Here is a 25,159-nt window from a genome sequence, read left to right as displayed (position 1 = left end):
ACAATCTTATAATAATACTAACAAAGAATCCAGGAGGCATGTGACATGAAGATTGTATTTTACGGCTCAGGTAATATGGCGAGCGCAATTTTTACAGGCTTGATAGAAAGTAATACCGTAAAAGGTGAAGATATATATTTAACAAATAGAAGTGACATTGAAGAATTAAAAAGATTAAACAGTACATTAAATACACAATATAGCTATGACGATGTTGAATTATTATCAAATGCTGATTTTGTATTTTTAGCTGTTAAGCCTCATGATTTTGATTCGCTTGTTGAGCGTATTCAACCTCATCATAATGCAAACAATAAGTTTGTATCAATGATGGCCGGTGTGCCAATCAATCAAATCAAGACAAAGCTTCAGACATCAAATCCAGTTGCACGTATCATGCCGAATACAAATGCGCATGTCCAGCAGTCAGTGACTGGTATCTCTTTCTCTGATAATTTTGAAGAAAGTGATAAACAGCTTTTATTTGATTTACTTGATGCTTTTGGTACTTCAATTGAAGTTGAAGAAGATTCATTACATGACGTTACTGCAATCACAGGCAGTGGCCCTGCATTTTTATACTATATGTATGAACAGTATATCAATGCAGCAAATCAACTTGGCTTATCACATGAAGATACTGATATTGCGGTACGTAAACTGATTATCGGTACTGCAAGAATGCTTGAAAATAGTGAACTGTCTCTAGATCAGTTGCGTGAGAATATCACTTCAAAAGGTGGTACAACGAAGGCAGGACTGGATGCTTTAGCGAAACACCCTATTGAAGAAATATTCGTAGATTGCTTAAATGAAGCTTTAAATCGTAGTAAAGAATTAGGAAAATAAATATAAGTATAAATATAAACAATGCGCGCTCAGCTAATTGAGCGCGCATTGTTTATATTTCAAAACTATCAAAGTCCTTCACAATTTCAAAAACCATATCGGGATATTTATGCTGTATTACATCTTTCAATAATACAATATCCTGTAAATCATAACGATTACTCACATGATTGATCAATACTTTTTTTGCATGTGATACTGCAACAAGATTTGCTACGTCATCAATATGACTATGGTAATATTTATGACTCAAATCCAAGTCACCATCTAAATATGTACTTTCATGTACGATAACATCTGCATTATTTGCCAGAGCTATTTCTGCCTCACATGGCATTGTGTCACCAAATATCGTAATAATCTTACCAGGCTTATCTGGATTTCGATAGTTTTTCGTTTCATAAATGATACCATCTACCTCAACAAATTCCTGTGTTTTAAATTGTTGATATATAGGACCAGGTTGTATGCCCGCTTCAATCAACTTATCCGAGATTAAATTACCTTCTGTGTCAGGAAATTGGATACGATAGCCGTATGAATCTATACCATGATTTAATTTTCTTATACTGACGCATATCTGATCAATCTGTAACTCATCTCCATCAGCTATTTCGATAATTTCTAGCGGATAATTCAAGTGCGACCCAGAAATTAATAGTGACGTTTCGATATATGCTTTTATACCTTTTGGGCCAAATACTTTTAACGGCTTATTTTCACCACCTTGAAAGCTTCTTGATGTCAGTAGACCCGGTAATCCAAAAATATGATCGCCATGCAGATGTGTAATAAATATATGATCAAGCTTTCCAAGTTTAATATTTGTATGTAATATCTGATGCTGACAAGCTTCACCAGCATCAAATAACCAGAACGTATTATTTAACGGTGCAAGAGAAAGTATGATTGTTTGTGTATTTCTTTCTTTTGTTGGTAAACCTGCACTCGTACCTAAAAAAGTTATTTTCATTTTTCTACCACCTTTTATTTCATCACGTCATTATAGCATGTTTTAATTGTTTTTTTAGGCATTGTATGAAAAAATAAAATAGACTTTAATAGAATCGAGGTATTTATTTTGGATATTGAAAAGCAAAATATTCCCTGTTTAATAACAATTTTCGGTGCAACAGGTGATTTAAGTCACCGCAAGTTATTTCCATCTTTATTCCACCTTTATCAGCAAGATAACTTGAATGAGCATGTTGCAATCATTGGTATTGGACGACGTGACTGGACAAATGAAAAATTCAGAGCAGAAATTAAATCATCTATCGAAAAATTTGTTAAAGATACACATAAAATCGATGAATTTATGGAACATGTTTATTATCAGTCTCATGACGTCAATAATAAAGAAAGTTATGATGCGCTGCTAACACTCTCTGAATCTTTAGATGCCCAATATGACTTAAATGGTAACCGTCTATTCTATTTAGCAATGGCACCAGAATTTTTTGGTACTGTATCAGATTTCTTGAAATCTAGCGGACTGACAAAAACAAAAGGATTTAAACGCTTAATTATTGAAAAACCTTTCGGTAAAGATCTTGCTTCTGCTGAAAAACTAAATAATCAGCTAAGAAAATCGTTTAAAGAAGAGGAAATTTATCGAATTGACCATTATCTTGGTAAAGATATGGTACAAAATATCGAAGTAATTCGATTTAGCAATGCAATGTTTGAACCGTTATGGAATAATAAATATATCTCAAATATTCAAGTCACTTCTTCAGAAATTTTAGGTGTTGAAGACCGTGGTGGTTATTATGATAATAGTGGTGCTTTAAAAGATATGGTACAAAATCATATGTTACAAATTGTTTCTTTGCTTGCAATGGAGCCCCCTATATCATTATCATCTGAAGATATTCGGAATGAAAAAGTAAAGGCACTCCGTTCTATCCGCAAAATTCAGCCTGAACACGTAAGAAGCTATTTCGTTCGTGGACAATATGATGTTGGTGAAATTAACGGTGAAAAAGTAAAGCGTTATCGTGATGAAGAAAATGTGAATCCAGAAAGTAACACACCTACATTTGTTGCTGCTAAAGTTATGCTCGATAACTTTAGATGGGCAGGTGTGCCCTTCTACATTCGTACAGGTAAACGTATGAAGGAAAAAGAAATACGCGTTGTTGTTGAATTTAAAGAGATGCCGATGAATCTTTATTATCAAAAGGATAATCAGCTAGATTCCAATTTACTTGTTATTAATATTCAACCAAATGAAGGTATTGAACTGCATTTAAATGCACGTAAATATATCGAAGGTATCGATACTGAACCAGTTAAATTATCATATGCGATGACGACACAAGATAAGATGAATACAGTCGACGCATATGAAGGATTAATTTATGACTGTCTAAAAGGCGATGCCACTAACTTTACACACTGGGAAGAATTAAAGGCAACATGGAGTTATGTGGATACTGTTGCTGAATACTGGGATGCACATCCTGCTCCATTCCCTAATTATCAGGCTGGATCTAACGGTCCTGTTAAAAGCGATTTGTTATTAAGTCGAGATAATTTTCACTGGTGGGACGTTTAATATTTAAATCTTTAAAAACCTTTGAATCATTATGATACAAAGGTTTTTATTGTGCCATAATTGTGTTAATATTTGAATTATGAATAAATTTTTACGATCATCATTTGAACATTACTCAGAGCAGGATTTCGATACATTGCTCAATATAAAGACTGATCCTTATCTTGAAACTTTTACAAATCATCATTCGAATCGTTACGAACCAACGATTTATCATGATTTATTATTATTATTTAACATGATTAAAGAAGACTTAAATGAAGATGCATTACTAGTAGATTTTGGCTCTGGATTAATGCGCGTTCCAATCTTCACTAACTATGTATTCAAAATTAAAACAATCGGTATTGAACTGAATAAGCAGCTTTACTTAAAAAGTCTTGAAAACATTAAAAATTATAGCTTATTACATCATCAAGAAAATGATGTTACTGCGCAAAATATTAATGCATTACAGTATCAATTTAGCGGTAAAGAAACACATTTATTTTTCTTCAATCCTTTTTCTGTATTCGTATTTCAAAAAGTGATGGATAACTTAATGACATCATCTATTGAAAAATGTGATATCATTCTGTATTATGCAAAACCAGAATATGAAGTATATTTACAGGATATCATTCATTTCAATTTGAAATATCATATTCCTTTGCAACAAATAAATAATGATCCATCAGAAAAAATAAATATCTATGAATACACGAAATCTATTTAAAGCATACTTTAAGGAAGATGTGAATTATGAATAATATTGACTTAATGCAGAAAACAATCGTATATATTGAAGATCATTTATTCGAACCATTTAAATATGAAATAATCGGAACATATTTAAATGAAAATCCAATGCATATAAATCAAACATTTACTATGATTACCGGCATGAATATAGAAGAATATATATATCATCGTAAAATGACCGAGGCCGCTAAAAAGTTGTTAAATGGTAATTACCGTCTTGTGGATATCGCCAATCAGTTCGGTTTTTCAACTGCACATGAATTTAGTACTGCATTTAGCAATCACCATCAAATTTCACCGATTCAGGTTAGAACTAACCCTGAACAATTGAGAATGGTAGAACGACTCTACATTCAGCTTTCTGTGACGACGAAGCCTCCGATGCCTTATAAAATGCAGACGATGGATAGTTTCAGAATTGTAGGCATACAAGAAATCGTTTCATTTAATGAATTAGGTAATCATTTTCTAGTGCCGGATATTGTCTATGAGTTAAAAGAAAAGGAAGAAATTAAATCATTATTATCATTTAGCTCAGACAAAAAAATTTATGTAGTTGTTCAACCTAATCCAAATGATATAGAAATATTTATAGGTGTTAAGTCAGAACGTACTTTTGATTATGAAAGCAAACAAATCTTTAACGGTGATTACGCTAAATTTGAAGCTCGTGGAAAGCTTGATTATGTATTTAATGAAATTTGGCAATCTGTCGAAAAACAAGTAGACTTTAATATACACTACGAACGTAATAGTCAGTATATTTATATTTTTCCTGATGATATGGATTTTGATAATAGTTTCAATAAAGTTGAACTTTGGATACCAACATTATAAAAAGCGCGCAAGACGATTGTCTTGCGCGCTTTTTGATATAAACAAAATTATTTCCAGTCTGTATGGAATACGCCTTCCTTATCTTTACGTTCATAAGTGTGCGCACCGAAATAATCACGTTGTGCCTGAATTAAGTTTGCAGGTAAATCTTTTGATGTATAAGAATCAAAATAATTAATTGCTGCTGCAAAACTTGGTGCTGGTGTACCTGTAGTGATTGCAGTAGCTGCCACCTTACGTAAACTTGTTTGATACTTTTCTACAACTTCTTTGAAGTATGGGTCTAATAATAAGTTTTGTAAATCTGCGTTATTATCATATGCTTCTTTAATCTTTTGTAAGAATTGTGCACGAATGATACAACCTTCACGCCAGATCATTGCTAAATCACCTAACTGTAAATTCCAGTTATAAGCCTCACTCGCTGCCTTCATTTGAGCAAATCCTTGCGCATAACAACAAATTTTACTCATATATAATGCTTCACGAATTGCTTCTAAAAATTCAGCTTTATCGTCTTCAAAATTTGTTTTATTTGAATTGATATTTTCACTAGCTACAATTCTTTCGTCTTTTTGACTTGAGATGAAACGTGCAAATACACTTTCTGTGATTATTGTTAATGGCTGACCTAAGTCTAATGCATTAATAGAAGTCCATTTTCCTGTTCCTTTTTGCCCAGCTTTATCCATTACTTTTTCAACGAGTGGCGTACCATCTTCATCTAATTTCTTAAAGATATCAGCCGTGATTTCGATTAGGTAGCTATCTAATTCGCCTTCATTCCATGATTTAAATGTATCAGCAATTTCATCATTTGACATACCTAGTACATTTTTCATTAAATCATAACTTTCAGCGATTAACTGCATATCTGCATATTCAATACCGTTATGCACCATTTTAACGTAATGACCCGCACCATCCGGACCGATATAGGCAACACATGGTTTGCCGTCTTTAGCTTTAGCAGCAATTGATTCTAAAATAGGTCTAACAAGTTCGTATGCCTCTTTTTGACCACCTGGCATAATTGAAGGTCCATGTAATGCACCTTCTTCACCACCTGAAACACCAGTACCGATGAAATTGAATCCTTTTTCTGAAAGATATGCATTACGACGAATCGTATCGTTGTAGTTAGTGTTACCACCATCAATTAAAATATCGCCTTGATCTAATAATGGAATTAAGCTTTCAATTGTTGCATCTGTTGCTTCTCCAGCTTTCACCATCATCATGATTTTACGTGGCTTTTCAAGACTATCAACAAATTCTTCTAGAGAGTATGTTGGGAAAATATTTTTACCAACTGATTCTTTCATCATTTCTTCAGTTTTTTCTTTTGAACGGTTAAATACTGAAACAGTATTTCCGCGTGATTCTATATTCCACGCTAAATTTTTACCCATTACGGCTAAACCGATTACACCTATTTGTTGTTTACTCATAATATACCTCTTTCAAATGAATTTTCATGATTATTATAGCACATGTCTATATTGTTTTAACTAAACAAGCTTAATGATTTCAATTACTTGTTCTGTTAATTTATTTAATTCATCAATCGGCATCTTTTCATTTACCGTATGAATATCCTGATAGCCGACAGCTAATACAACAGTTGGAACAAACTTGTTAATAAAGTTAGCATCACTACCCCCACCGTTAGATACAACTTCTGGTGTTCTACCTACACGTTCAGCTGCTTGACTTACAATCTCAATAACCTTGCTTGTTTTATCAACATTGAATGAAGGATAATTAACTTTAACCTCAACATCAGCTTTACCACCAAGTTCTGCTGCAGCAGTAAGGATCGCTTCTTTCATGTGTGCAACTTGTGCTTCCATTTTACTATCAACTAAACTACGCGCTTCAGCAACAATATTACATTTTTCAGCGACTATATTTGTTCTTGAACCACCATTAATCGTACCGATATTTGCAGTTGTCTCTGCATCTATTCTACCTAGTTTCATATTACTGATTGCACGTGAAGCAATGTTTATTGCACTCACGCCGTTTTCTGGGGCCACACCCGCATGTGCCGTAACACCTGTAATTTCAATGTTAAGCGTTGCGTTTGTTGGCGCCTGGTTTACAATTGTACCAACTTTACTGCCAGCATCTAATGCAAAGCCAAGTTTCGCATCTAATTTTGATCCATCTAATACACTAGCACCTATTAAATGAGATTCTTCTCCAACAGAAATTACAACTTCAATATCACCATGTGGAATTTGTTCTTCATTAATCGTTCGAATTGCTTCAATCATTGCAGCAATCCCCGCTTTATCATCTGCACCAAGAATCGTAGAACCATCTGTATGAATGACATTATTAGTAATAATCGGGTTTATGCCATTACCAGGTGTAACAGTATCCATATGACAAGATAGTAAGATTGTCTCCTGATCTGTTGTCCCTTTTAATTTCATAATTAGGTTGCCCGCACCAAAACCTGTCTTGCTTTGTGTATCGTCTTCAGTGACTTCAAAGCCAAGCTCTGCATATAATATTTTTAAATGATTTGCAATCTCACGTTCATTACCACTCTCGCTATCAATCTTTACAAGTTCAATAAAAGTATCCACTAATCTTTGCTGGTTCATTTACAACACTCCTCAAAATATTATTTATATTTATCGTACCAAACAACTGTTCATCAATAAAGGATAAGACGTAAAATCAATTATTTGATATAATAAATAAAACGCACTTAAGAAAGGAAGTACAGAATGAATAACAAAACAGCACGCAAAGTCTTTATCATCGTCTTACTTGTACTAATTGTTGCAGCATTAGTACTTAGCGCAGTATTACCATATCTTAATATGTAAAAAACGTTGAGAATAATTTCTCAACGTTTTTTTTAGTACATCTTTAAAGATCCAAATTTAGATTTAATCATTAAATAACTTTCAATTTCTTTTAGCAGCTGGATTGCAGCAGAACGAGATTTTAATCGCTCATGTGAATCAGGTAATGGATAATTATCAAGATCGAGCATTATCTCATACAAATCATGAAGTCTAATAGCAGTAAAGTTATTACTTGTAATATTATTTGATAAATCCTCTAATAATCCGCTACACTGCATATGCAGCTTATCTTTACAGCTTATATCATTGATCAGGTGTGTCATACGTGCCAAAAGTTCAAGTTGAGATTCACGCATATCAAAATAATGATAATATGAATTATCATTACGTGAAAAATGATTCTCGACTTCCATATAGGCGAGTGACTTCGCACGTTCTATCGTTTCATGCAGCTTATCAATATCATTTGTGTTCAATACAATTTCAGGATGCTTTAACGCATCGCTCAATCGGCTGACAATAACCTGAAATTCCATCTCTATTGCACGTTTATAACCATGTAATGCATTGTTGTGATTCGGCATATAAAGATTTAAAATTAAAGCGATGCCCATGCCTACACAAAGTAATAGAAATTCATTAACAGCTAATGCCCAGTCGATATGTCCTGAATTAAAGCAATGTAGAATGATAACGATACTTGTGACAACCCCTTCTTGTATACCGAACATTACTGTAACAGGAATAAACAGTAAGACGAGAATACCGAGGACAATCGGATTAAAGCCTAAATTCATAAAGAAAATATATGAAAACAAAATACCAAGCAAGCACGAGAAAAATCTCGCACTTGCAGCTTCTAAAGATTTTACTTTTGTATTCTTCACACAAAGAACGACTAAAATAGCAGCAGATGAGAAATTCTCGAGACCCATCATCTTACAGATGATTACGCCGAGAGACATACCGAAAGCAGTCTTAATCGTACGCGAACCAATCTTGTAAGGTTTAATCTTCATGAATGAATTAACGTTCCTCACAATGCTCTTCGAATAAAGCTTGAATGTTTGTAATAACACTCATTGGATCGTGACCTTCAATTTCATGTCTTTCGATCATTTTCACAATCTTACCATCTTTAAGTAAAGCAAATGATGGACTGCTTGGTGGATAACCTTCAAAGTAATCACGAGCTGTTTCAGTCGCTTCTTTATCCTGACCAGCAAATACAGTTACTAATTGATCAGGCAATTTATCATAATGTAAAGCATGCGCAGCAGCAGGACGTGCGATACCGCCAGCACAACCACAAACAGAGTTGATCATAACAAATGTTGTACCAGGTTTCTCAAACGTTTCTTTAACCGCTTCAGCCGTTGTTAACTGTTTGTAACCCGCAGTTTCGATTTCTTGACGTGCATTATTTACGAAATCTTCCATAAACATATTAAAATTCATATCCATTGATAAAACACCTCTTCTAAATTGATACAACTATCATAACGAATAAAGACCGTTAAATCTAGTGATTAATTCGTGAAATATAAAAAGATGTAGATAATATATAGCTTATTGATTGCTAGGAGCGTATAACATAATATTTCATATTTGCGGTTGTTCGTTTGCTTATCAGTCAGTGTATTATTTCTTTAAACTTAAATACAATTATTCATTTGCTAACTTACTCAATGATATATAACAGTTGTATAATTGAAATAAACTAGGAATAATTATTAAGCATCCCTATTTTATTGACATACACACCGTGCTTCATTACTATTTACAGTAATCTTAAAGGAGGTAATCTTATGCCTAATACAATTCAAATCCGACCCATCCAACAAAAAGATAATCCCATCATCCATAAAATTATTCAATCATCTCTTGAATCGTTCAACTTAGATATTCCAGGATCAGCATACTTTGATCCTGAACTAGCACAACTATCTTCATATTATAATGAACGTGTAAATGCACAGTACTGGATAGCAGAGCAAAATGGAGAAGTTTTAGGTGGTGTTGGCATTGCCCCATTCAGTGAAGATGGGATGATATGTGAACTTCAAAAACTATATCTTTCAGAATCCGCTCAAGGTAAAGGTATCTCTAAACTATTAATGGACCAGGCATTAGCATTTGCATCAAACCATTATAATGCTTGTTATTTAGAAACAATGAGTAAACTAGAAGTTGCATGTATGCTCTATGAAAAGTATGGCTTTCAATTATTAGAACAACCAATCGAAGGCAGTGACCATTCAGCAATGGATCGCTGGTATATAAAATCACTATGAAAAGAATAATCTCATTCTTCATTATATTATTATCATTATTTCTGCTTTTTATAAATCAAGATAGGATAATCGATAACTACAACACATTACGCATTGAACTTATGCCAAATCCGATGGCTACAAATACTTATGATAAAGGACAATGTACTTATTATGTATTTGATAAAGTAAAGAAAGACGGCAACATGATAGAACGATCCTGGCGTGATGCCAAGCACTGGGCGAAACTTGCTAAACAAGATGGATATAATGTAAACCATTCGCCAAGAAAAGGTGCGTTACTTCAATCACCGAGAGGTACGCAAGGTCATGTAGCATACATTGAACATGTATATCAAAACGGTAATGTAAAAGTTTCAGAGATGAATTATACACAGCCATATGAAATAACAGAGCGTATTATTTATAAGAAAGATCTATCGAGATATAAAATTATCCATCCTAAGATAAATCCAAAAAAGTACTAACTGATATATAAACAGCTAGTACTTTTTTTGATCTTATTAATACAAAAAATTATTACCATTCTATAATAATAGTAAGATAATCTACTTTTCTTCATCAAACTCTCTTACTTTTACATCTTTTGTCGATTCATCTCTTAATTGAATCAACATGATAAAACAAATAACAATTAAGCTTGCAGGTATGATAAACGGTAAATAATTTAAAAACTCATTGTCGTGAATTCTTACCAAATAATAAATGAAAAACATCCAGCATGCATTTAAAAATAAAATAAATAGTTTGTCTCCAAAATTCATAATATCCACCTCTTTATTTAATATTGACCGAAACAGTACCCACATTACCTACTTCATGTTTAATACTGTTCTTTGAAGATGCTACAATTTCATTCCCTATCGTAATATCTAATTGCTGACCATCAATTTTAAGTGATTTATTAAAGGTTTGCATATGCTTTGATATCAATAGATTATCAACAACACGTGTCACTATACGCCCTCCACCACTATTGTGAATAACAGCTACCGCACCATATTGATTACCATCCAGCTCATAATCAGCAATCATAACTTTAAGATTTTTAGGATTATATGGGGGCGTTTGAGTTACTACAGCCATTTCTAATGCATTCAGACTTTCAATATATTCATTTGAAATAATATCATCTAATCTTTGTGTATTATGTATAATCTGATCTGTAAATTTAACCGTAAGATTTGTTGCTTCATCAATCACGCCAGATTCATATTTTTCAAGTTTATCATCTTCGTTATGTCCAGCATAAAATGTCGAAACAGTATTGCCAATGACTGTTTTCTTTGTTATACCTGTCATTCCTTCTTCTAACTGGATACCTGTAGCTATAATGTCCAGTTTATAATTTTTATTTTTCGGATTATAAATGGCATATCCAAAAGCGTAATTTTTGTTTTTGTCATTTTTCTCTTTCTCACTAACAATTATAGAGTAAAATTTAGGATTTGATTGCTTATCTGGATTTACAATCATACCTTCACTCTTTGAATGAGGAAAAAGCTTTTCTTTAAAATCTTTCATCGCAGCTTCACCATTTGCATACGCGTTACTCTCTAATTGTTTAATCAGCGTACTCTCTTTTATCGGTTTAGCTTTAACATGTTCTTTTGTTGACTCAGAATACAAGATTCCTGCTGCAATTAGAAAAATGATTATAACAGAAGTTATTACACGTTTTGTGAAAGTCATCTTCATCCCTCCTCGTATTTTAAATTGAAATTACCATAGTTTAGCACTTAATCACATATATTATATAATTAACTTAATATGACAGTAAATATATAAAAAAATCTATCCAAAACTATGGATAGATTTGTAATACATATATTCTTTCGTAAAATAATTAGTGAATTGCATTCCAGACTTTCTTAGCCACACTTTTTGGCGATTGTGGATTTTGTCCGGTAATGATATTACCATATGTTCTTCTAAATTAGAGAATCCATTTAAAACTGTACCTTGCAAGCGATTGTCCTCAAAGTTTAGTATTATTATCATAAAACACCTTAATTGAAATGATTAGAGTATAAATTATTATTACTTTGATATTCATACTTTAATTACACTACAAATTTGAACATACTTTCCAAAAAGTACGATTGTTATAATTTTTTAATCATTAATGTATCTTCATCTCTAACAGCAATTGGTTTAAACCCAATATTTTCATATAATTGTTGTGCATAATTTCCGTTCGTAACACTTAATGAAATTCCATTAACATTATTATTTTTTAATAAATAAATTAATTGTTCCATAAGAACTTTTCCTAAACCTTGTTTTCGAAAATCTGGTAATATCGAAATATTTAATTCAACAAAATCATCCTTATAGAACCCATAACTTTTATCAGTTTCATTAAATTGTCTACACCATGCTAAACCTATTACTCTATTATTTATTACTGCTGCCATAGTATAATCATCTTTTCTTCCAAAATCTTCATAATACTTTAATAATTCTTTTTTATCTACGATTGATTTATTAGGTTTTTTACTCCCTTCAGGAACATAAATTGCATGGTACAAAAATTCTTTTATAATGGAATATTCTTTTTTATCTAAAGATCGTATCCAAACTTCAGGTACATCTTTTTCCATTGAAATAAACTTAAATTGATTATTTTTTTCTTTATTATCATGTAGAAGTATTTGCTTGTATCGCTTATATTCATTCTTTTCTTTTTTATAAATCCAAACTGAATCAACAAGAAAATGATTTGTATTAATCGAAGCATTAATTTCTTCTTCCATTAATTTTAATTCACTCCATGTTAATGTGTTTGAACTTAAACCTGAAGGATATGTAGTTTTACCAACTGTAATATGTCCTACATATCGATCTCCTTCAAAGCATTTTTCTCTCAATAAATCTGGAACATTTAATTCATCAACGATAGATTGATGCAGTGATTTCAATTCAGGAGAAATCACTGATAAAAACATTACTAATTCACCAAAGTATTTTGTACCTTCAATTTTCACTTCAAATTGATTAGTATTTTCAATAATTTTAGTAACTATTTCAATCCATTGTTCATCATCAGTCAAATTACTTTGCGCTTTTAAAGTTATATGTGGTTCTACACCAAGTTTAGATATGTATTTCTTTTGAATATTAATAATGTCATTATATATTTCTTCCGGAGGTACAATTCCAATAAAATATTCTGTCATAATAAGACTCCTTTTAGGATGAGTTATTCATATTAAATCTACTTTAAATATAAGTTCATCAACTTCGCATCTACAAATTCACCGTTAATTTTGGCAAACTTTTTAAATTCTCCAATATGTTCAAAACCAAATTTTTCATATAGTTTAATTCCTCGAATATTATTACTAAATACTTCTAAAGTTATCACTTCTATTTGAATCTCTTTCGCAAAATTAATTAGACTGCTCATTAATTGAGAACTTATACCTTTACCCCAATAGTCCTTTCTAACCGAAATAGCAAGACGAGCTTGATGCGCAATACGTTCACGTGTTTGACCTGATAAGTTTGCTAAACCAACAATTTCATCATTTGCAATTGCTACAATCATTATTTGTTTAGGATGATTAATGATAGATTCTAAAACTTTTACTTCTTGGTCAACATTTAATCCAATCCCTTCCGATCCAAACAGTAAATTATTAGATTCATTGCCTACAATTTTTGTATATTCTAGAATCTTCTCTGCATCTTTTACTTCAACCGATCGTATTATCATAAACTCACCTCTCTAAATTTTTTTATAATTATATCACTTTAAATTAACGAAAATTAATAATATTCTAAAAAAAATTATAAAAAAGTTAAACTCCATAAAAAACAAACCATCCAAATATAGACAGTCTGTTCACATAATATTGTTATATTAGAATTTACTTAATTGCACTCCAAACTTTCTTCGCAACAATTTTAGGTGATTGTGGATTTTGTCCAGTAATAATATTACCATCCTGAACGACTTTCGAAGCCATCGGTAATACCGCTTTTTTATAATTCGCACCCTTCTTCTTAAGCTCATCTTCTAATAGAAATGGTACTTTATTCGTCTTTCTCACCATTTGTTCTTCTAGATTAGAGAATCCGGTTAACTCTGTATCTTTCAAACGATTGTCCTCAAAGTTCAGTAAAGCTGCTGCACCATGACATACAGATGATATCACTTTCTTTTCTTTATCCATTTCTTTAAGAATTCGAGAAATATCTTCATTATCAACAAAATCAAACACAGTACCATGTCCACCAGTAAAGTAAACTGCGTCGTAATCACTTACTTGCGCTTCATGAATAGACTTTGTATTATCTAATAATTTCATAAACTCAGGATCTTCCATGTAATTCTTAGTCTTATAATCTAACATCAAAGTACTCACGCTAAACGGATCAATCGGTACTTTCCCGCCTTTAACGCTATACAGATCTATCTTAACTTCTTTGTCTTTAAAATAATCATAAAAATGAACAAGCTCGCCTAGCCATAATCCTGTCTTTTCCTCTAAACCTTTATAATGATCTGTATTTGTATTAATAATCATAATTTTTTTCATAAAAATTCACCTCATACTTTTTATAAAAGTTTATACCCTATAAATAATGAAATAAATTGTGGCTTTCAAATATTATTCTATAAAATTTCTCTCAGCTTATCGTAATCAACTTCTAATCCTTTTCGTAATAATGCTTCATCGACGAGTTCTAATAATTCTTCATAACTTTCATCTTCATCTGACATATCCAGAAAACCATTTTCAATCATTTCATAATATTCATCTTCTCCCTGTACAATCACAAAACATCTGGCATACAAAAATAAGTCAGACGACATATTATCATCAATTTCATCATCGATCATTGCATTTATTTCTATAGATTTTGAAAGAACTTCAGCTAACGTATTATTAAACGCTATAATTTCTTGTTCTTTATATTTTGAAAGTTTTTTTATCGCTTTTTCAATATCTAATCTTCGTTTAAATAATTTGTTAAGTACTTTCCAGAATTCATCTTCATCCATGTACTCATATACAATACTTTCTCTTTTGGCTTCAAATTGTTTTTGTTCTTCATCCATCTGCTTTTGAAATTCATCAGGATGAGTATTTCTAAACCATTCATAATAAATCTCTACTGAAGATAACAATCCAAAGCTAGGGTAAGAAGTTGGTTTAATGAAATCCGTATCAATATTTCCTATGAGTGTATACATTTCATCTGACTGTGCAAAACTTTCAGCACCATATGTCGCATCAAATTTCCAAAATCTATCATGTTTTTTTATTTGATATACATCTTTATCATTTAAAGATGGTGGAATTTCCTTTAGATACGTAGACATTGCAACAATTACTGACTTTTCTTCTATATCATATCCATCAAGTACTATCATACATCCATATTTGTTTTTTGGTAGTTTCTCTGCAATAACATCGCCTTTTTTTAATGATTTAAACATAACTACACCTCATATCGAATTTTATATATCCAACATAGTAAATTTATTTGTAAAATATATTTACTTTTTTATTTATTCCATTATATCACACCCTTTTTTGACTAATTTTTACACATAGTATAGTATTATTGTTAATAAATTTAGATCGGAGTTATAAAAATGATAAACATCACCGGAAAATATACACATGCGGTTATCATGACAGATAACATTGAAGACGCTGCCAGGAATAGAGTTCAGAATATGACGAACCTTGATTTTCTATCTGGCACTAATATTGTGATGATGCCTGATGTACATGAGGGAAAAGGTTGTGCGATTGGTACATCTATTCTTATGAACAAATCTAGTGCCAAGATTCCACCTGCATTTATCGGTGTGGATATTGGTTGTGGGATGATGAGTTATCCATTAGGCAAACTTGATAATATTAACTTTTCAGAGCTTGATCAGTATATAACTGACAATATTTCAACATATCCAAGGACCGATGAACTTAAGCATCCTGTATTTCATAATATTTCTTCAGAAATTAAAGCAATTATTTTAGATAATTTAAAAGAAATTCAAACATCTTTACTATTTCAAAATGTAAATATGATTCAATTAATCAATTCTGTCGGAACATTAGGCGGCGGTAATCATTTTGTTGAGATTGGTAAGAATAAATTAGATGAATATTACCTTACGATTCATTCTGGTAGCCGCTTCTTAGGGGCTAAAATAGAAAAACACTATCAGGATTTAGCTAGAGAGAGTCATAAAAATATTGATGTTGCACCTATCATTAACATCTTAAAAGAACAGAATAAACATCATGCTATTCAACCGATGATAAAATTTGTAAAACAACTGAATCAGGACAATCATTATGATGATGAAGTTAGCTATCTTAAAGGTGAAAGCTTATTGCATTACATTAATGATATGACAGCTGCATGCCGCTTCGCAGAAACGAGTCGTTTAATGATGACAGCCGTTATCCTCAATTACTTTGGAATACAGATGGACAATACAAAAATCATAAATTCACCTCATAATTTTATAGAGGTAAAAGATAAAGAATATTTAATCCGTAAAGGTGCATGTGATGCGAGTCTTGATAGAGATGTTGTTATTCCAATCAATATGCGTGACGGCATCATCATCGGAAAAGGTAAAGGTAATCCAGAGTGGAATTATTCTGCGCCACACGGTGCAGGACGCGTATTATCTCGTTCAAAAGCTAAACAGACGCTCAACTTAGAAACATTTGAAAAGCAAATGGAAGGGATATATAGTAGTACGGTTGTAGAAGACACTTTAGATGAAGCACCTGATGCGTACAAACCAATCGATGAAATTATTAAGCATATTCATGACTCAGTTGAAATTATTGACATCATTAAACCAGTATATAATCATAAAGGTGTTGAAACACCTAAATGGTGGCAGAGGAAGAAGTAAATACTTATTTAGGAGATGTTATTATCAAATATTTAAACTATAACAATCCAAATTTAGATAAAATGAATTTAGTACCACCTATATTTTCACTCATTATCTCACTTACATTGATCTTAATTAATATTCGCACTCTAAGCATACGCGATGAATTATGGGTTAAAATTGCAGTTACTATTTCGCTAGTAATCTTTGTAGCTTTTACAATTATCAATATAATAACGATCTATCTCATTATTAAAAGAAAAAGTACTAATAAAAAATAAAGTAAGTGTCCGTCATTATACGACACTTACTTTATTTTTTGTATGAAATGATATAATTTTTCGATGTCATCTAAATGTTGATTACACACATTACTATCATGACAAATATAATCACCCTTTTTCGTATATGTTCCGTCACTATTCGCTTTTGTCTTATTTAAGAATAATGAAACATCAGATTCATGTTGACAAATCGAACAAAATCCCTTCACTTTAGTTGGAGCTAATTCCCCGTATATACTTTGAAAAGCACCTTTACTATCTTTATAGACAATATACTTTCGATTTGCAGAATAATCATTCCAACCAAGATAGCTCATCATCTGAAGATCATATTGGTCACTTGGTGGTGTCTTTAATTTCTTTACCTTTTTGAATAACTTCTCTACTTGTTTAGCGGAAGGCATTTCAAAAGGTTCCACAAACTGTTTCATTTCTGAAAGAATCATATTAGCTTTCGTCTTAGAAAGACGAATATCATCAAGTTGAGTAATATACTCACTTGCATCTATACCATTCACAATGTAAATCGCTCTAATTTCGTCTAATATAATATTTTTTTGTGCTTTATTCGTCGTTGGATCATTTGTTTTATAAATCTTAAGTAACTGGTTCACTTTAAACATTACTTGCGCAAATTCATATACTTTTATCATTTTGTCTATACCTCACTTTAGTGATTTGAGTATAGCATAATATTAAAATGATAGTAAAAATTAAAGTTGATGTGTGCATCTCCAATTTCGATAAGAAATGTTAGTTCGAAATTGGGGTTTTACCAATTTCAGATTGAATTTGTTTGTCGAAATTGGGGTTTCACCAATTTCAGATTGGATTTTCCTGCCGAAATTGGGGTTTCACCAATTTCAAATTCTATTTCTTATTATTGATTGTCACAAAATAATTCTCATCATAAAATTTGAATAATAAAAAATTAATATTGTAATTTTCACAATTATCTTATATATTATATCTAATAATAAAAATAGCATTGATGAGAAGATTTAATTCATAAAATAGAGAGCTTCGGTAGCTGAAAAGAAGTAACGAATTAAAGGATGACTCTAAGCTTCGCAAAGAAAGTTTGTATGAGTAGATTGCGACGTATCCAGCGTTAATGGATTAAAGTTATTAACTTTACGAGGTATATTATGTGAGTAATATACGAATTTAGGTGGTACCACGAATTTTATATATCGTCCTAATCGCATTTTTGCGATTGGGACTTTTTTTATGGAATATAAGGGGGAGATTTAGAATGACAGTATTTATTGGAGGAGCATGGCCGTATGCAAATGGTTCTTTGCACATTGGTCATATCGCAGCACTATTACCTGGAGACATTATTGCAAGATATTACAGACAGACTGGTGAAGATGTATTATATGTGTCTGGAAGTGATTGTAACGGAACACCTATTGCAATACGTGCGAAACAAGAAGGAAAGACCACTCGAGATATTGCTGATACTTATCATCAGGAGTTTCAACATTGTTTTACTCAATTAGGTTTTACTTATGATATTTATACTAGAACAGACTCGATCGAACATCATGAAGGTGTAAAGTCATTATTCTTAAAATTATATGATAATGATATGCTCTATCAAAAAACGATTGAGCAAGCATATTGTGAATATGATAAGCAGTTTTTACCTGATCGATTGGTTGAAGGTGAATGTCCTAATTGTGCAGCAAAAGCACGTGGTGATCAGTGTGATCAATGTTCAGCAATACTTGATCCACTAGATTTAATCAATAAGCGTTGTAAATTGTGTGGTAACGAACCGGTAATAAGAGAAACAAATCATTTATATTACAAATTTAGTAGGCTTCAGGAACAACTTGAAAAGTATTTTAAAGAAACGAGCACGAAATATCACTGGCGTCAAAATGCATTGGCACTAACTGAAAGGTATTTAAATGAAGGTATACCTGATCGTTCTGTGACACGTGATTTACCCAATGGTGTAGATGTGCCAATCAAAGGATTTGAAGATAAAAAGATATATGTCTGGATTGAAGCAGTAGCTGGATATTTAACAGCATCAGAAGCATGGGGAAAACTAAATAATCAGGATTATTCTAAGTTTTGGACAAAAGATACTAAAACATATTATATTCACGGAAAAGACAATATACCATTTCATACTGTAATTTGGCCATCAATTTTAATGGGTGCAGATATTAATGGTTTGCCACAATCAATCGTATCAAGTGAATATATGACTTTGGAAAAACGAAAAATATCAACCAGCCAGAATTGGGCAGTCTGGATACCGGATTTAATAGAACGATATCACCCTGATACGATTCGCTATTTCTTTACAATCAATGCACCAGAATCACGAGATGCAGATTTTTCGTTTAGAGAATTTATATATAGTCATAACAGTGAACTTCTTGGTGCATTTGGTAATCTTGTTAATAGAACATTTAAGTTTCTGGAAAAATCATATGATTTAGAAATCCCTCAAACTGAAATTGATAAAAGTATTAAAAATGAATTACATTCACTTTATCAAAAAGTTGGGCATTTAATAGAAGCAACTAAAATTAAAGAAGCGTTAGAATTAATATTTGAATTTATAAGAACATGTAATAAATACTTTGACGAACAACAGCCATGGATTACATTTAAAGAAGAAAAAGAAAAATGTGATGAAACTTTAGCTACATGTGTATGTATTATTCAAAATTTAAGTCAATTATTGAATCCTTTCCTCCCATTTAGTGCAGAAAAACTAAAAGATATGCTGGGATTAGGATCATTAGAATGGCATGTAATCGAGGATTTACCAAAAAGACTTGCATCTGTTTCACCATTATATGAACGAATAGATGTTAAGCAAATCGATGAAGAAATTGAAAGATTAAATGATATTAATATAAACTAATTTAGATACTACTTTAAAGAATAGTCACCGTATATATGAATCTCAAGTGGAGTGTTCTCAGCACACCACTTTTTTATTGATTTATCGGTAATATACAAGCTGAAACAATCGTACAAATTTTGTTTAAGAATTCATCGCTTACCTTCTCAATTGTTTTATATTCTCTAGTATTTAAATCAATTGTCTTTGGATGTTGACATAATACTTTACCTTTAGTAAATAAGTTATCTTCTAGATTAATATGCAAAGGGAATGAATTAGAAGTTGTAGAAATAGGACATAAAATTACTAAATTTGTGAATTCATTAAAATCTTTATTACTTATTACTAATGCAGGACGATATCCCGCTTGTTCCTTGCCTTTTGTAGGATTAAGATCTAGCTTGATGATAGTACCCTGCTCTACCATACTTCATTACCTCTAGGTTTACCCCAATCAAATTCGCTTGGCTTATTTTCTGTTTCATAGTTTTCAAATAATTCCCTTATGAGTGAATTATTTTGCTGCTGTTTTGTTAAAATAATTTTTTCATCTTGCATTGTTAAATCAAATTTTTGATTTTTATCAAGATTCATTTCATTTACTATTGATTTTGGTATTCTTATGCCTTGACTGTTACCCCATTGTTGTAGAGATACCTGCATTTTATTCACCTCTTATAAAGTATATACATAGTATATACTGAAAGATATTTTTTGTCACTTATTACACTAAGAAATAATTCTATAAATCTTTCCAATAAAAGTATTGTCCAATATCTCCGTAACATTTATCGATGTTAAACAATAATTTATATCCATGTTTTTCATAAAATTTTGGTGCTTGAAATGAAAAAGTATTAAGATATATATGCTTTAACCCTTCTCTTCTACCTTTTTCTTCAACATAATTTAATAATTTTGTGCCTAATCCATGTTTTCTATATGATTCATCAACAAATAAAAATTCAATCTCAATCGTAGAAAAAGTTGATTCCCCCACGATACCAGCAATAACTTTACCGTTTTCTTCTATATTAAAATTATACGATTTTCTATCTCCCCAATTGTGTTCATTATATTCTTTTATCTTCTGATGAATATATTCATTTGTAGCTTGTGAGCTTTCATTTATCTCAAACATTAATCCGCCTCAATTATTTTTTTGATTATTTTTTCTATCGTATTTACTTCATATATTGAAATGTCTTTTTGAATATATTGCTCTATAACCACCCTCATATTATCTCTAAGCTGTAATAACTTTTTATCTATACCAGCTTTATAATCTATCAAAGTGATCTCGGATTCAAGAAAAGGAGAAGTAATTTGATAGCATTCATCTTTAGGCGAAATTGATATCAAAGGGTTATATTCATCTTCTACTTCTATTGTATAATAATGAAAACTTTCATAATCCCTTTTATTCAACCAATCATTCAATTGTAGCCAGAATTCTATAATGGCAATATCTTCATCAAAATAAATAGTATTATTATATTTGATTTTCAAATTTGCATCCAATGCCATAAAGTTTCCAGGTTTCGAGCGTTCTTCATCTGAAAGTTGGTCCATAGGACTTTCTACTAAATGAAAATCAAAGTTTAACATTATTGTACCCTCGTTTCTTGTTAAAGAGATTATTTCTAAAAATACCTTGCCTATTTAGTTCAATAATTTTACTAATTAGAACGTATGTTATGAAGCATTGATATTTGCATTACTTTTTGCAGATATCATGTTGCGTGTCATAGAAGTCAGTAAAAACGATAAAAAATAACCACTCATAAGCTTTGACCGAGCTGAGTGGTAGTGGTTTTAAAACTACTATAAAGGTTAGTCACCGTCTGAACGGATCTACAAGGGGAGTGTTGCTGCACTCCTCTTTTCACATTTATTTTATAATGTTTCACAATATAAATCAAAAAAATTAAGATATGTTTTAATTCACCTTAGTTCCCTGGTGAAAATACAACTTCCAACCATCTTCATTAACCCAAATTGAACTACGGTTAGATTTATTGTTCGTTACTTTATCTATCAATATATATGTAGCTAGCTTACTGTTATCAGAAAGATCTTTCACACGATAACCTATCACTTCAAAATCACTTTCAGGCATCTTAAATCCAACATAATCTGATTTCCTAGTCACTCTTCCTGATTGACCAAACTCCATATAGTCATCATGTAAAATATCTGCGTATTCACCACTTAATCTTCTAGCAGCATCTAAATGTAACATTTCGTATTCGAGCATATTATCACCTTTCCTTAATTATCTTTTGCATTATAATAGTCTAAAGCTCTCTTCTCCAATGCTATTACATAATTGCGTTTAGCATTTCTATATTCAGGTGTCTCATCATATGATTGGGCAAGTTTAGTCTTTAAATCACTGTAGGCCTTTACTTCCTCTGGATGTTCAAGTAAATAATCTCGAACAGCTAAATGTCGATAGATTTCAGGATGACCTTCTTGATAGATATGTATATGATGCGTTCTATCATCTCCACCTTTTCTTAATAATCTTCTACCCGAAATACCCCATTCTCCAGCAACATCGTATCCCTCTTCTATAAATTTCGAATTATAACTATCAATTTGATTTATGTCTTTAACCAATACCATCATATCTATTACAGGTTTAGCTTTCATACCAGGAACCGATGTACTACCAAAATGTTCAAATATTACAACTTCATCAGGAATCATATCAAAAATTATTAGACATTCATTTTTAAAACTATCTTTCCACTTAGGATTATAATCAAATAATCTTACTTTCATAAAATTCCTCCTCATTAACACTTAAACTTTCAACATTATATCTAATTTTTTAACAAGAATAAAGACTTGAATTTTTTATTACTGAAGTAACAAAATAGAAATTTTTGCAACTTATTAAAACATTGTCTACTGATTATCTTATTAATGATAAATTAAATATAAGGAGGAACCTGATATGAAATTTAATGTAAACTTTAATAATCATTTTAATAAGGATGTTATCCATTTAGAAAGTCACGAAATTAACAAAGAATTTGTTCATGACCTAATCAATTTTTTTGAGACTAAAATTACATTGATTGATATTAAATCTAATAAATCTATAAAAGTATCTGTAAATCATATCGAATCTATTGAATCTTTTACTCATTTGTCCAAAGTAATTTTAGTTGATAATTCACTTTTTTATATCAAAGGAAGGATAAAAGAATTAAAATATTTAACTAAGTATAAAATAGTTAAAATCAATAATACACAGATGTTTAATCTAAGGCATATAAATCAATTCTCTTCAGATAAATCATCAAGACTATTAATACAAAGTAATTCTAATAAAAAATACATCGTCAGCAGATACTATTCTAAAGAGATAAAGGAGATGTTATTATGATAAAAGAACTAACTCAAAACTTCTTTCAAACATCATTTTTAAGCTTAATTTGGGTAATGGTAATTACTTCATTGTCCAACACTGATAACTTAATTTATTATAATTACTTTTGGAGATTGATTTTGATTTCTATATTATTCGGACTTTCTTTTGGCGTACTATATCCTTATTTATGGAAATATTCAACTACTAAATCTAATTTTAATGTTTTTGTTTGTTCAACTGATAATACTATAATTATTTTATGCTCTATTTATTTGTATTCTGCTGATCTATTTAATCAAATCTCCCCATATTTATTTGGCATAATAGTGATAAATTTGATTTTACATTATGTAATCTTCAAGTTATATTCAGATTATTTAAATCAAAAATATATTATGGAAATTCAAAATAGAAAAAGGTTATAATTATTAAATTATTTACTTTAAATGTGATTAATAAAAAAAGCAAAGGAGTACATCTTATCACTCCTTTGCTTTTTTTATTAACATTATTTAATGCTCTCTATAATTACTTCGACAATAGAATCTAAATTCATAACATTTGTGTCAATTCTGGTTCCAAAATCAATACTCTCAAAAGATCTAATACAATGATTTATTTGGTCATATGGCCATCTGTCGGATTCATTTCTTGAATTAAGTCTATCAATTAAAATATAATCATCCGCTACCAATAAAAATTGACGAATTATTTTAGAATTTAAACCCGATATAATTTCTTGATAATAATTTAAGTTTGTAATTGTCATCGGGATAATAATAATTTTATCCGTTCCCTCAATTAATTTTCTTAGAATTTCATTATTAATATTTCGCCATTCTATATAATCTTGAAAATTTTCTTTCTTCATTTCCTCAGGGTAAATTTTATTCAGCATAGTTCCTGCAATCTCTGGATCAAAAATAATGCTATTTATTATCTTTACTTTAAGTAAATTTGCTACTGTCGTTTTTCCTACACCAAAAGCTCCATTTATCCAAATAACCCTCAACTGATTATTTAATATCATACTTATATCTCCAATATTGAATCTCATATTTGATTTTTTTTAAAGAATTACTTTCTACGTATGTACATTTTATTTTATTCACTTTTAAACTCTTTATAAAATCTAACAGTTTCTTCGTAGTCTTCTTGATCATTATATAAGTCTAAGACTTCTAACATTTTTATCGCAAAATCCACATATTTATTAGGTGGACTTACAAGTAAATTATCTATCAATGTCACTTCAACTGTATTGAGTTGATCATATTCAATGTTAAATAATTCACTCAATATATGAACACCACCACAAATACCACCAATCAATGTATCGTTGTTTTTTAATTTTAATAAAACTTCTAATAACAGATTTTTATTTATTAAATTCCCAGGATTACCCCCTGTGATTGTAAATGATTTCGCATCGTTTATTTCGACTTGATTAAGCTGAATATCTGGAATTATAGTAAATCCTTCATGTACTTTTACTTTTTCTTCTTCTCCAACAATAACAACTTTCTCACCTTGAGTACTTAAGAAATTTGCTAATAATGTAACTTCAAATAACGCACAATCCTTAAATATAAATATATAATGATTCATAATATCACCTCTAAGTTATTTACCTCT

General features: G+C 30.8%; 31 protein-coding genes. 10 read left to right on the top strand and 21 right to left on the bottom strand.

From position 1 onward, the window contains the following. Positions 1-45 precede the first annotated feature (45 nt). Positions 46-849 carry a pyrroline-5-carboxylate reductase gene (gene proC, locus BFS35_RS02070; protein WP_099578319.1) on the top strand — a complete coding sequence of 268 codons (804 nt, stop codon included), beginning with the start codon at positions 46-48 and terminating at the stop codon, positions 847-849. Between the two features lie 52 nt (positions 850-901). Here proC and rnz read toward each other — a convergent pair whose 3' ends face one another. Further along, positions 902-1,822 carry a ribonuclease Z gene (rnz, locus tag BFS35_RS02065; protein WP_099578321.1) on the bottom strand — a complete coding sequence of 307 codons (921 nt, stop codon included), beginning with the start codon at positions 1,820-1,822 and terminating at the stop codon, positions 902-904. Between the two features lie 108 nt (positions 1,823-1,930). Between rnz and zwf the strand changes: the two genes are divergently transcribed. From zwf to BFS35_RS02050, 3 genes are all read left to right on the top strand, one after another. Continuing rightward, positions 1,931-3,409 (top strand): glucose-6-phosphate dehydrogenase, encoded by a 1,479-nt coding sequence (gene zwf, locus BFS35_RS02060; RefSeq protein WP_099578323.1) that lies wholly within the window; start codon positions 1,931-1,933, stop codon positions 3,407-3,409. 79 nt (positions 3,410-3,488) lie between these two features. Next, a complete protein-coding gene (locus BFS35_RS02055; RefSeq protein ID WP_147329900.1) occupies positions 3,489-4,124 on the top strand; it encodes a hypothetical protein in 636 nt (211 codons plus the stop codon). A 26-nt stretch (positions 4,125-4,150) separates the two neighbouring features. Further along, positions 4,151-4,987, top strand: a complete 837-nt coding sequence (locus tag BFS35_RS02050; protein WP_099578327.1) for a helix-turn-helix domain-containing protein — start codon at positions 4,151-4,153, stop codon at positions 4,985-4,987. A gap of 47 nt (positions 4,988-5,034) precedes the next feature. Here the strand turns inward: BFS35_RS02050 and gndA are convergent, their stop codons facing one another. Both gndA and BFS35_RS02040 read right to left on the bottom strand, forming a co-directional pair. Continuing rightward, positions 5,035-6,438 (bottom strand): NADP-dependent phosphogluconate dehydrogenase, encoded by a 1,404-nt coding sequence (gene gndA / locus BFS35_RS02045; protein ID WP_099578329.1) that lies wholly within the window; start codon positions 6,436-6,438, stop codon positions 5,035-5,037. Between the two features lie 60 nt (positions 6,439-6,498). Beyond that, positions 6,499-7,602 (bottom strand): M20/M25/M40 family metallo-hydrolase, encoded by a 1,104-nt coding sequence (locus BFS35_RS02040; protein ID WP_099578331.1) that lies wholly within the window; start codon positions 7,600-7,602, stop codon positions 6,499-6,501. A 126-nt stretch (positions 7,603-7,728) separates the two neighbouring features. Here BFS35_RS02040 and prli42 point away from each other — a divergent pair, with 126 nt between their 5' ends. Next, positions 7,729-7,830 (top strand): stressosome-associated protein Prli42, encoded by a 102-nt coding sequence (prli42, locus tag BFS35_RS13795; protein WP_157742174.1) that lies wholly within the window; start codon positions 7,729-7,731, stop codon positions 7,828-7,830. 32 nt (positions 7,831-7,862) lie between these two features. On the opposite strand, the gene BFS35_RS02035 is transcribed toward prli42, so the two are convergent. Together BFS35_RS02035 and BFS35_RS02030 are read right to left on the bottom strand one after the other, a co-directional pair. Then, complete coding sequence (locus BFS35_RS02035; protein ID WP_099578333.1) at positions 7,863-8,831, bottom strand: aromatic acid exporter family protein; 969 nt, start codon at positions 8,829-8,831, stop codon at positions 7,863-7,865. A gap of 7 nt (positions 8,832-8,838) precedes the next feature. Continuing rightward, positions 8,839-9,276, bottom strand: coding sequence for a BrxA/BrxB family bacilliredoxin (locus BFS35_RS02030; RefSeq protein ID WP_099578335.1), 438 nt, complete (start codon positions 9,274-9,276; stop codon positions 8,839-8,841). 356 nt (positions 9,277-9,632) lie between these two features. On the opposite strand from BFS35_RS02030, the gene BFS35_RS02025 reads away from it, so the two are divergent. Further along, on the top strand, positions 9,633-10,106 hold the full coding sequence (locus BFS35_RS02025; protein WP_099578613.1) for a GNAT family N-acetyltransferase: 474 nt from the start codon (positions 9,633-9,635) through the stop codon (positions 10,104-10,106). After that, positions 10,103-10,573: a CHAP domain-containing protein gene (locus tag BFS35_RS02020; protein WP_099578337.1), complete on the top strand. Its 471-nt coding sequence runs from the start codon at positions 10,103-10,105 to the stop codon at positions 10,571-10,573. Before BFS35_RS02025 ends, BFS35_RS02020 begins: the two co-directional genes overlap by 4 nt. An 81-nt stretch (positions 10,574-10,654) precedes the next feature. On the opposite strand, the gene BFS35_RS02015 is transcribed toward BFS35_RS02020, so the two are convergent. The 7 genes from BFS35_RS02015 to BFS35_RS01985 all read right to left on the bottom strand — a co-directional run bounded on the left by BFS35_RS02015 (position 10,655) and on the right by BFS35_RS01985 (position 15,555). Then, positions 10,655-10,870, bottom strand: coding sequence for a hypothetical protein (locus tag BFS35_RS02015; protein WP_099578339.1), 216 nt, complete (start codon positions 10,868-10,870; stop codon positions 10,655-10,657). 13 nt (positions 10,871-10,883) lie between these two features. Beyond that, complete coding sequence (locus BFS35_RS02010) at positions 10,884-11,798, bottom strand: hypothetical protein (RefSeq protein WP_099578341.1); 915 nt, start codon at positions 11,796-11,798, stop codon at positions 10,884-10,886. A 102-nt stretch (positions 11,799-11,900) separates the two neighbouring features. Further along, positions 11,901-12,074 (bottom strand): hypothetical protein, encoded by a 174-nt coding sequence (locus BFS35_RS13790; RefSeq protein ID WP_158554231.1) that lies wholly within the window; start codon positions 12,072-12,074, stop codon positions 11,901-11,903. Between the two features lie 137 nt (positions 12,075-12,211). Next, the gene (locus tag BFS35_RS02000; RefSeq protein ID WP_099578345.1) at positions 12,212-13,285 is read right to left on the bottom strand and encodes a GNAT family N-acetyltransferase; all 1,074 of its coding nucleotides are present in this window, start codon (positions 13,283-13,285) and stop codon (positions 12,212-12,214) included. 38 nt (positions 13,286-13,323) lie between these two features. After that, positions 13,324-13,824, bottom strand: coding sequence for a GNAT family N-acetyltransferase (locus tag BFS35_RS01995; protein WP_099578347.1), 501 nt, complete (start codon positions 13,822-13,824; stop codon positions 13,324-13,326). A 154-nt stretch (positions 13,825-13,978) separates the two neighbouring features. Then, positions 13,979-14,650 (bottom strand): type 1 glutamine amidotransferase domain-containing protein, encoded by a 672-nt coding sequence (locus tag BFS35_RS01990; protein ID WP_099578349.1) that lies wholly within the window; start codon positions 14,648-14,650, stop codon positions 13,979-13,981. A 77-nt stretch (positions 14,651-14,727) separates the two neighbouring features. Beyond that, the gene (locus BFS35_RS01985) at positions 14,728-15,555 is read right to left on the bottom strand and encodes a DUF4240 domain-containing protein (protein ID WP_099578351.1); all 828 of its coding nucleotides are present in this window, start codon (positions 15,553-15,555) and stop codon (positions 14,728-14,730) included. Positions 15,556-15,714: 159 nt separating this feature from the next. Here BFS35_RS01985 and BFS35_RS01980 point away from each other — a divergent pair, with 159 nt between their 5' ends. Continuing rightward, the gene (locus tag BFS35_RS01980; protein ID WP_099578353.1) at positions 15,715-17,001 is read left to right on the top strand and encodes an RtcB family protein; all 1,287 of its coding nucleotides are present in this window, start codon (positions 15,715-15,717) and stop codon (positions 16,999-17,001) included. 289 nt (positions 17,002-17,290) lie between these two features. On the opposite strand, the gene BFS35_RS01970 is transcribed toward BFS35_RS01980, so the two are convergent. Continuing rightward, positions 17,291-17,920 (bottom strand): FusB/FusC family EF-G-binding protein, encoded by a 630-nt coding sequence (locus BFS35_RS01970; RefSeq protein ID WP_099578357.1) that lies wholly within the window; start codon positions 17,918-17,920, stop codon positions 17,291-17,293. 602 nt (positions 17,921-18,522) lie between these two features. Here BFS35_RS01970 and metG point away from each other — a divergent pair. Continuing rightward, on the top strand, positions 18,523-20,160 hold the full coding sequence (metG, locus tag BFS35_RS01965; RefSeq protein WP_099578359.1) for a methionine--tRNA ligase: 1,638 nt from the start codon (positions 18,523-18,525) through the stop codon (positions 20,158-20,160). A 73-nt stretch (positions 20,161-20,233) separates the two neighbouring features. On the opposite strand, the gene BFS35_RS01960 is transcribed toward metG, so the two are convergent. From BFS35_RS01960 to BFS35_RS01935, 6 genes are all read right to left on the bottom strand, one after another. After that, positions 20,234-20,569 carry a type II toxin-antitoxin system PemK/MazF family toxin gene (locus tag BFS35_RS01960; RefSeq protein WP_099578361.1) on the bottom strand — a complete coding sequence of 112 codons (336 nt, stop codon included), beginning with the start codon at positions 20,567-20,569 and terminating at the stop codon, positions 20,234-20,236. Then, positions 20,563-20,805 carry an AbrB/MazE/SpoVT family DNA-binding domain-containing protein gene (locus BFS35_RS01955; RefSeq protein ID WP_099578363.1) on the bottom strand — a complete coding sequence of 81 codons (243 nt, stop codon included), beginning with the start codon at positions 20,803-20,805 and terminating at the stop codon, positions 20,563-20,565. The genes BFS35_RS01960 and BFS35_RS01955 overlap by 7 nt, the downstream gene beginning before the upstream one ends. A 79-nt stretch (positions 20,806-20,884) precedes the next feature. After that, positions 20,885-21,283, bottom strand: coding sequence for a GNAT family N-acetyltransferase (locus BFS35_RS01950; protein ID WP_099578365.1), 399 nt, complete (start codon positions 21,281-21,283; stop codon positions 20,885-20,887). Next, on the bottom strand, positions 21,283-21,750 hold the full coding sequence (locus BFS35_RS01945) for a DUF7878 domain-containing protein (RefSeq protein ID WP_099578367.1): 468 nt from the start codon (positions 21,748-21,750) through the stop codon (positions 21,283-21,285). Before BFS35_RS01945 ends, BFS35_RS01950 begins: the two co-directional genes overlap by 1 nt. A 331-nt stretch (positions 21,751-22,081) precedes the next feature. Then, a complete protein-coding gene (locus BFS35_RS01940; protein ID WP_099578369.1) occupies positions 22,082-22,399 on the bottom strand; it encodes a nuclear transport factor 2 family protein in 318 nt (105 codons plus the stop codon). Between the two features lie 14 nt (positions 22,400-22,413). After that, the gene (locus tag BFS35_RS01935) at positions 22,414-22,929 is read right to left on the bottom strand and encodes a GrpB family protein (RefSeq protein ID WP_099578371.1); all 516 of its coding nucleotides are present in this window, start codon (positions 22,927-22,929) and stop codon (positions 22,414-22,416) included. A gap of 175 nt (positions 22,930-23,104) precedes the next feature. On the opposite strand from BFS35_RS01935, the gene BFS35_RS01930 reads away from it, so the two are divergent. Next, a complete protein-coding gene (locus BFS35_RS01930; protein WP_099578373.1) occupies positions 23,105-23,539 on the top strand; it encodes a LytTR family transcriptional regulator DNA-binding domain-containing protein in 435 nt (144 codons plus the stop codon). Positions 23,540-24,032: 493 nt separating this feature from the next. Here the strand turns inward: BFS35_RS01930 and BFS35_RS01920 are convergent, their stop codons facing one another. After that, a complete protein-coding gene (locus BFS35_RS01920; RefSeq protein ID WP_158554230.1) occupies positions 24,033-24,554 on the bottom strand; it encodes an AAA family ATPase in 522 nt (173 codons plus the stop codon). A 74-nt stretch (positions 24,555-24,628) separates the two neighbouring features. Next, positions 24,629-25,132 carry a DJ-1/PfpI family protein gene (locus BFS35_RS01915; protein WP_099578377.1) on the bottom strand — a complete coding sequence of 168 codons (504 nt, stop codon included), beginning with the start codon at positions 25,130-25,132 and terminating at the stop codon, positions 24,629-24,631. Positions 25,133-25,159 lie beyond the last annotated feature (27 nt).

The organism is Macrococcoides goetzii (assembly GCF_002742385.2).
In the GTDB taxonomy this organism is placed as follows: domain Bacteria; phylum Bacillota; class Bacilli; order Staphylococcales; family Staphylococcaceae; genus Macrococcoides; species Macrococcoides goetzii.
Note: the sequence above shows the minus strand (reverse complement) of the source record. Positions and strands in the feature narration are given on the sequence as shown.

Excerpts from the sequence above, each read along its gene's own strand:
- proC (WP_099578319.1), top strand. The coding sequence starts at position 46 with ATGAAGATTGTATTTTACGGCTCAGGTAATATGGCGAGCGCAATTTTT.
- rnz (WP_099578321.1), bottom strand. The coding sequence starts at position 1,822 with ATGAAAATAACTTTTTTAGGTACGAGTGCAGGTTTACCAACAAAAGAA.
- BFS35_RS02055 (WP_147329900.1), top strand. The coding sequence starts at position 3,489 with ATGAATAAATTTTTACGATCATCATTTGAACATTACTCAGAGCAGGAT.
- BFS35_RS02050 (WP_099578327.1), top strand. The coding sequence starts at position 4,151 with ATGAATAATATTGACTTAATGCAGAAAACAATCGTATATATTGAAGAT.
- gndA (WP_099578329.1), bottom strand. The coding sequence starts at position 6,438 with ATGAGTAAACAACAAATAGGTGTAATCGGTTTAGCCGTAATGGGTAAA.
- BFS35_RS02040 (WP_099578331.1), bottom strand. The coding sequence starts at position 7,602 with ATGAACCAGCAAAGATTAGTGGATACTTTTATTGAACTTGTAAAGATT.
- prli42 (WP_157742174.1), top strand. The coding sequence starts at position 7,729 with ATGAATAACAAAACAGCACGCAAAGTCTTTATCATCGTCTTACTTGTA.
- BFS35_RS02035 (WP_099578333.1), bottom strand. The coding sequence starts at position 8,831 with ATGAAGATTAAACCTTACAAGATTGGTTCGCGTACGATTAAGACTGCT.
- BFS35_RS02030 (WP_099578335.1), bottom strand. The coding sequence starts at position 9,276 with ATGGATATGAATTTTAATATGTTTATGGAAGATTTCGTAAATAATGCA.
- BFS35_RS02020 (WP_099578337.1), top strand. The coding sequence starts at position 10,103 with ATGAAAAGAATAATCTCATTCTTCATTATATTATTATCATTATTTCTG.
- BFS35_RS02015 (WP_099578339.1), bottom strand. The coding sequence starts at position 10,870 with ATGAATTTTGGAGACAAACTATTTATTTTATTTTTAAATGCATGCTGG.
- BFS35_RS02010 (WP_099578341.1), bottom strand. The coding sequence starts at position 11,798 with ATGACTTTCACAAAACGTGTAATAACTTCTGTTATAATCATTTTTCTA.
- BFS35_RS02000 (WP_099578345.1), bottom strand. The coding sequence starts at position 13,285 with ATGACAGAATATTTTATTGGAATTGTACCTCCGGAAGAAATATATAAT.
- BFS35_RS01995 (WP_099578347.1), bottom strand. The coding sequence starts at position 13,824 with ATGATAATACGATCGGTTGAAGTAAAAGATGCAGAGAAGATTCTAGAA.
- BFS35_RS01990 (WP_099578349.1), bottom strand. The coding sequence starts at position 14,650 with ATGAAAAAAATTATGATTATTAATACAAATACAGATCATTATAAAGGT.
- BFS35_RS01985 (WP_099578351.1), bottom strand. The coding sequence starts at position 15,555 with ATGTTTAAATCATTAAAAAAAGGCGATGTTATTGCAGAGAAACTACCA.
- BFS35_RS01980 (WP_099578353.1), top strand. The coding sequence starts at position 15,715 with ATGATAAACATCACCGGAAAATATACACATGCGGTTATCATGACAGAT.
- BFS35_RS01970 (WP_099578357.1), bottom strand. The coding sequence starts at position 17,920 with ATGATAAAAGTATATGAATTTGCGCAAGTAATGTTTAAAGTGAACCAG.
- metG (WP_099578359.1), top strand. The coding sequence starts at position 18,523 with ATGACAGTATTTATTGGAGGAGCATGGCCGTATGCAAATGGTTCTTTG.
- BFS35_RS01960 (WP_099578361.1), bottom strand. The coding sequence starts at position 20,569 with ATGGTAGAGCAGGGTACTATCATCAAGCTAGATCTTAATCCTACAAAA.
- BFS35_RS01955 (WP_099578363.1), bottom strand. The coding sequence starts at position 20,805 with ATGCAGGTATCTCTACAACAATGGGGTAACAGTCAAGGCATAAGAATA.
- BFS35_RS01950 (WP_099578365.1), bottom strand. The coding sequence starts at position 21,283 with ATGTTTGAGATAAATGAAAGCTCACAAGCTACAAATGAATATATTCAT.
- BFS35_RS01945 (WP_099578367.1), bottom strand. The coding sequence starts at position 21,750 with ATGTTAAACTTTGATTTTCATTTAGTAGAAAGTCCTATGGACCAACTT.
- BFS35_RS01940 (WP_099578369.1), bottom strand. The coding sequence starts at position 22,399 with ATGCTCGAATACGAAATGTTACATTTAGATGCTGCTAGAAGATTAAGT.
- BFS35_RS01935 (WP_099578371.1), bottom strand. The coding sequence starts at position 22,929 with ATGAAAGTAAGATTATTTGATTATAATCCTAAGTGGAAAGATAGTTTT.
- BFS35_RS01930 (WP_099578373.1), top strand. The coding sequence starts at position 23,105 with ATGAAATTTAATGTAAACTTTAATAATCATTTTAATAAGGATGTTATC.
- BFS35_RS01920 (WP_158554230.1), bottom strand. The coding sequence starts at position 24,554 with ATGATATTAAATAATCAGTTGAGGGTTATTTGGATAAATGGAGCTTTT.
- BFS35_RS01915 (WP_099578377.1), bottom strand. The coding sequence starts at position 25,132 with ATGAATCATTATATATTTATATTTAAGGATTGTGCGTTATTTGAAGTT.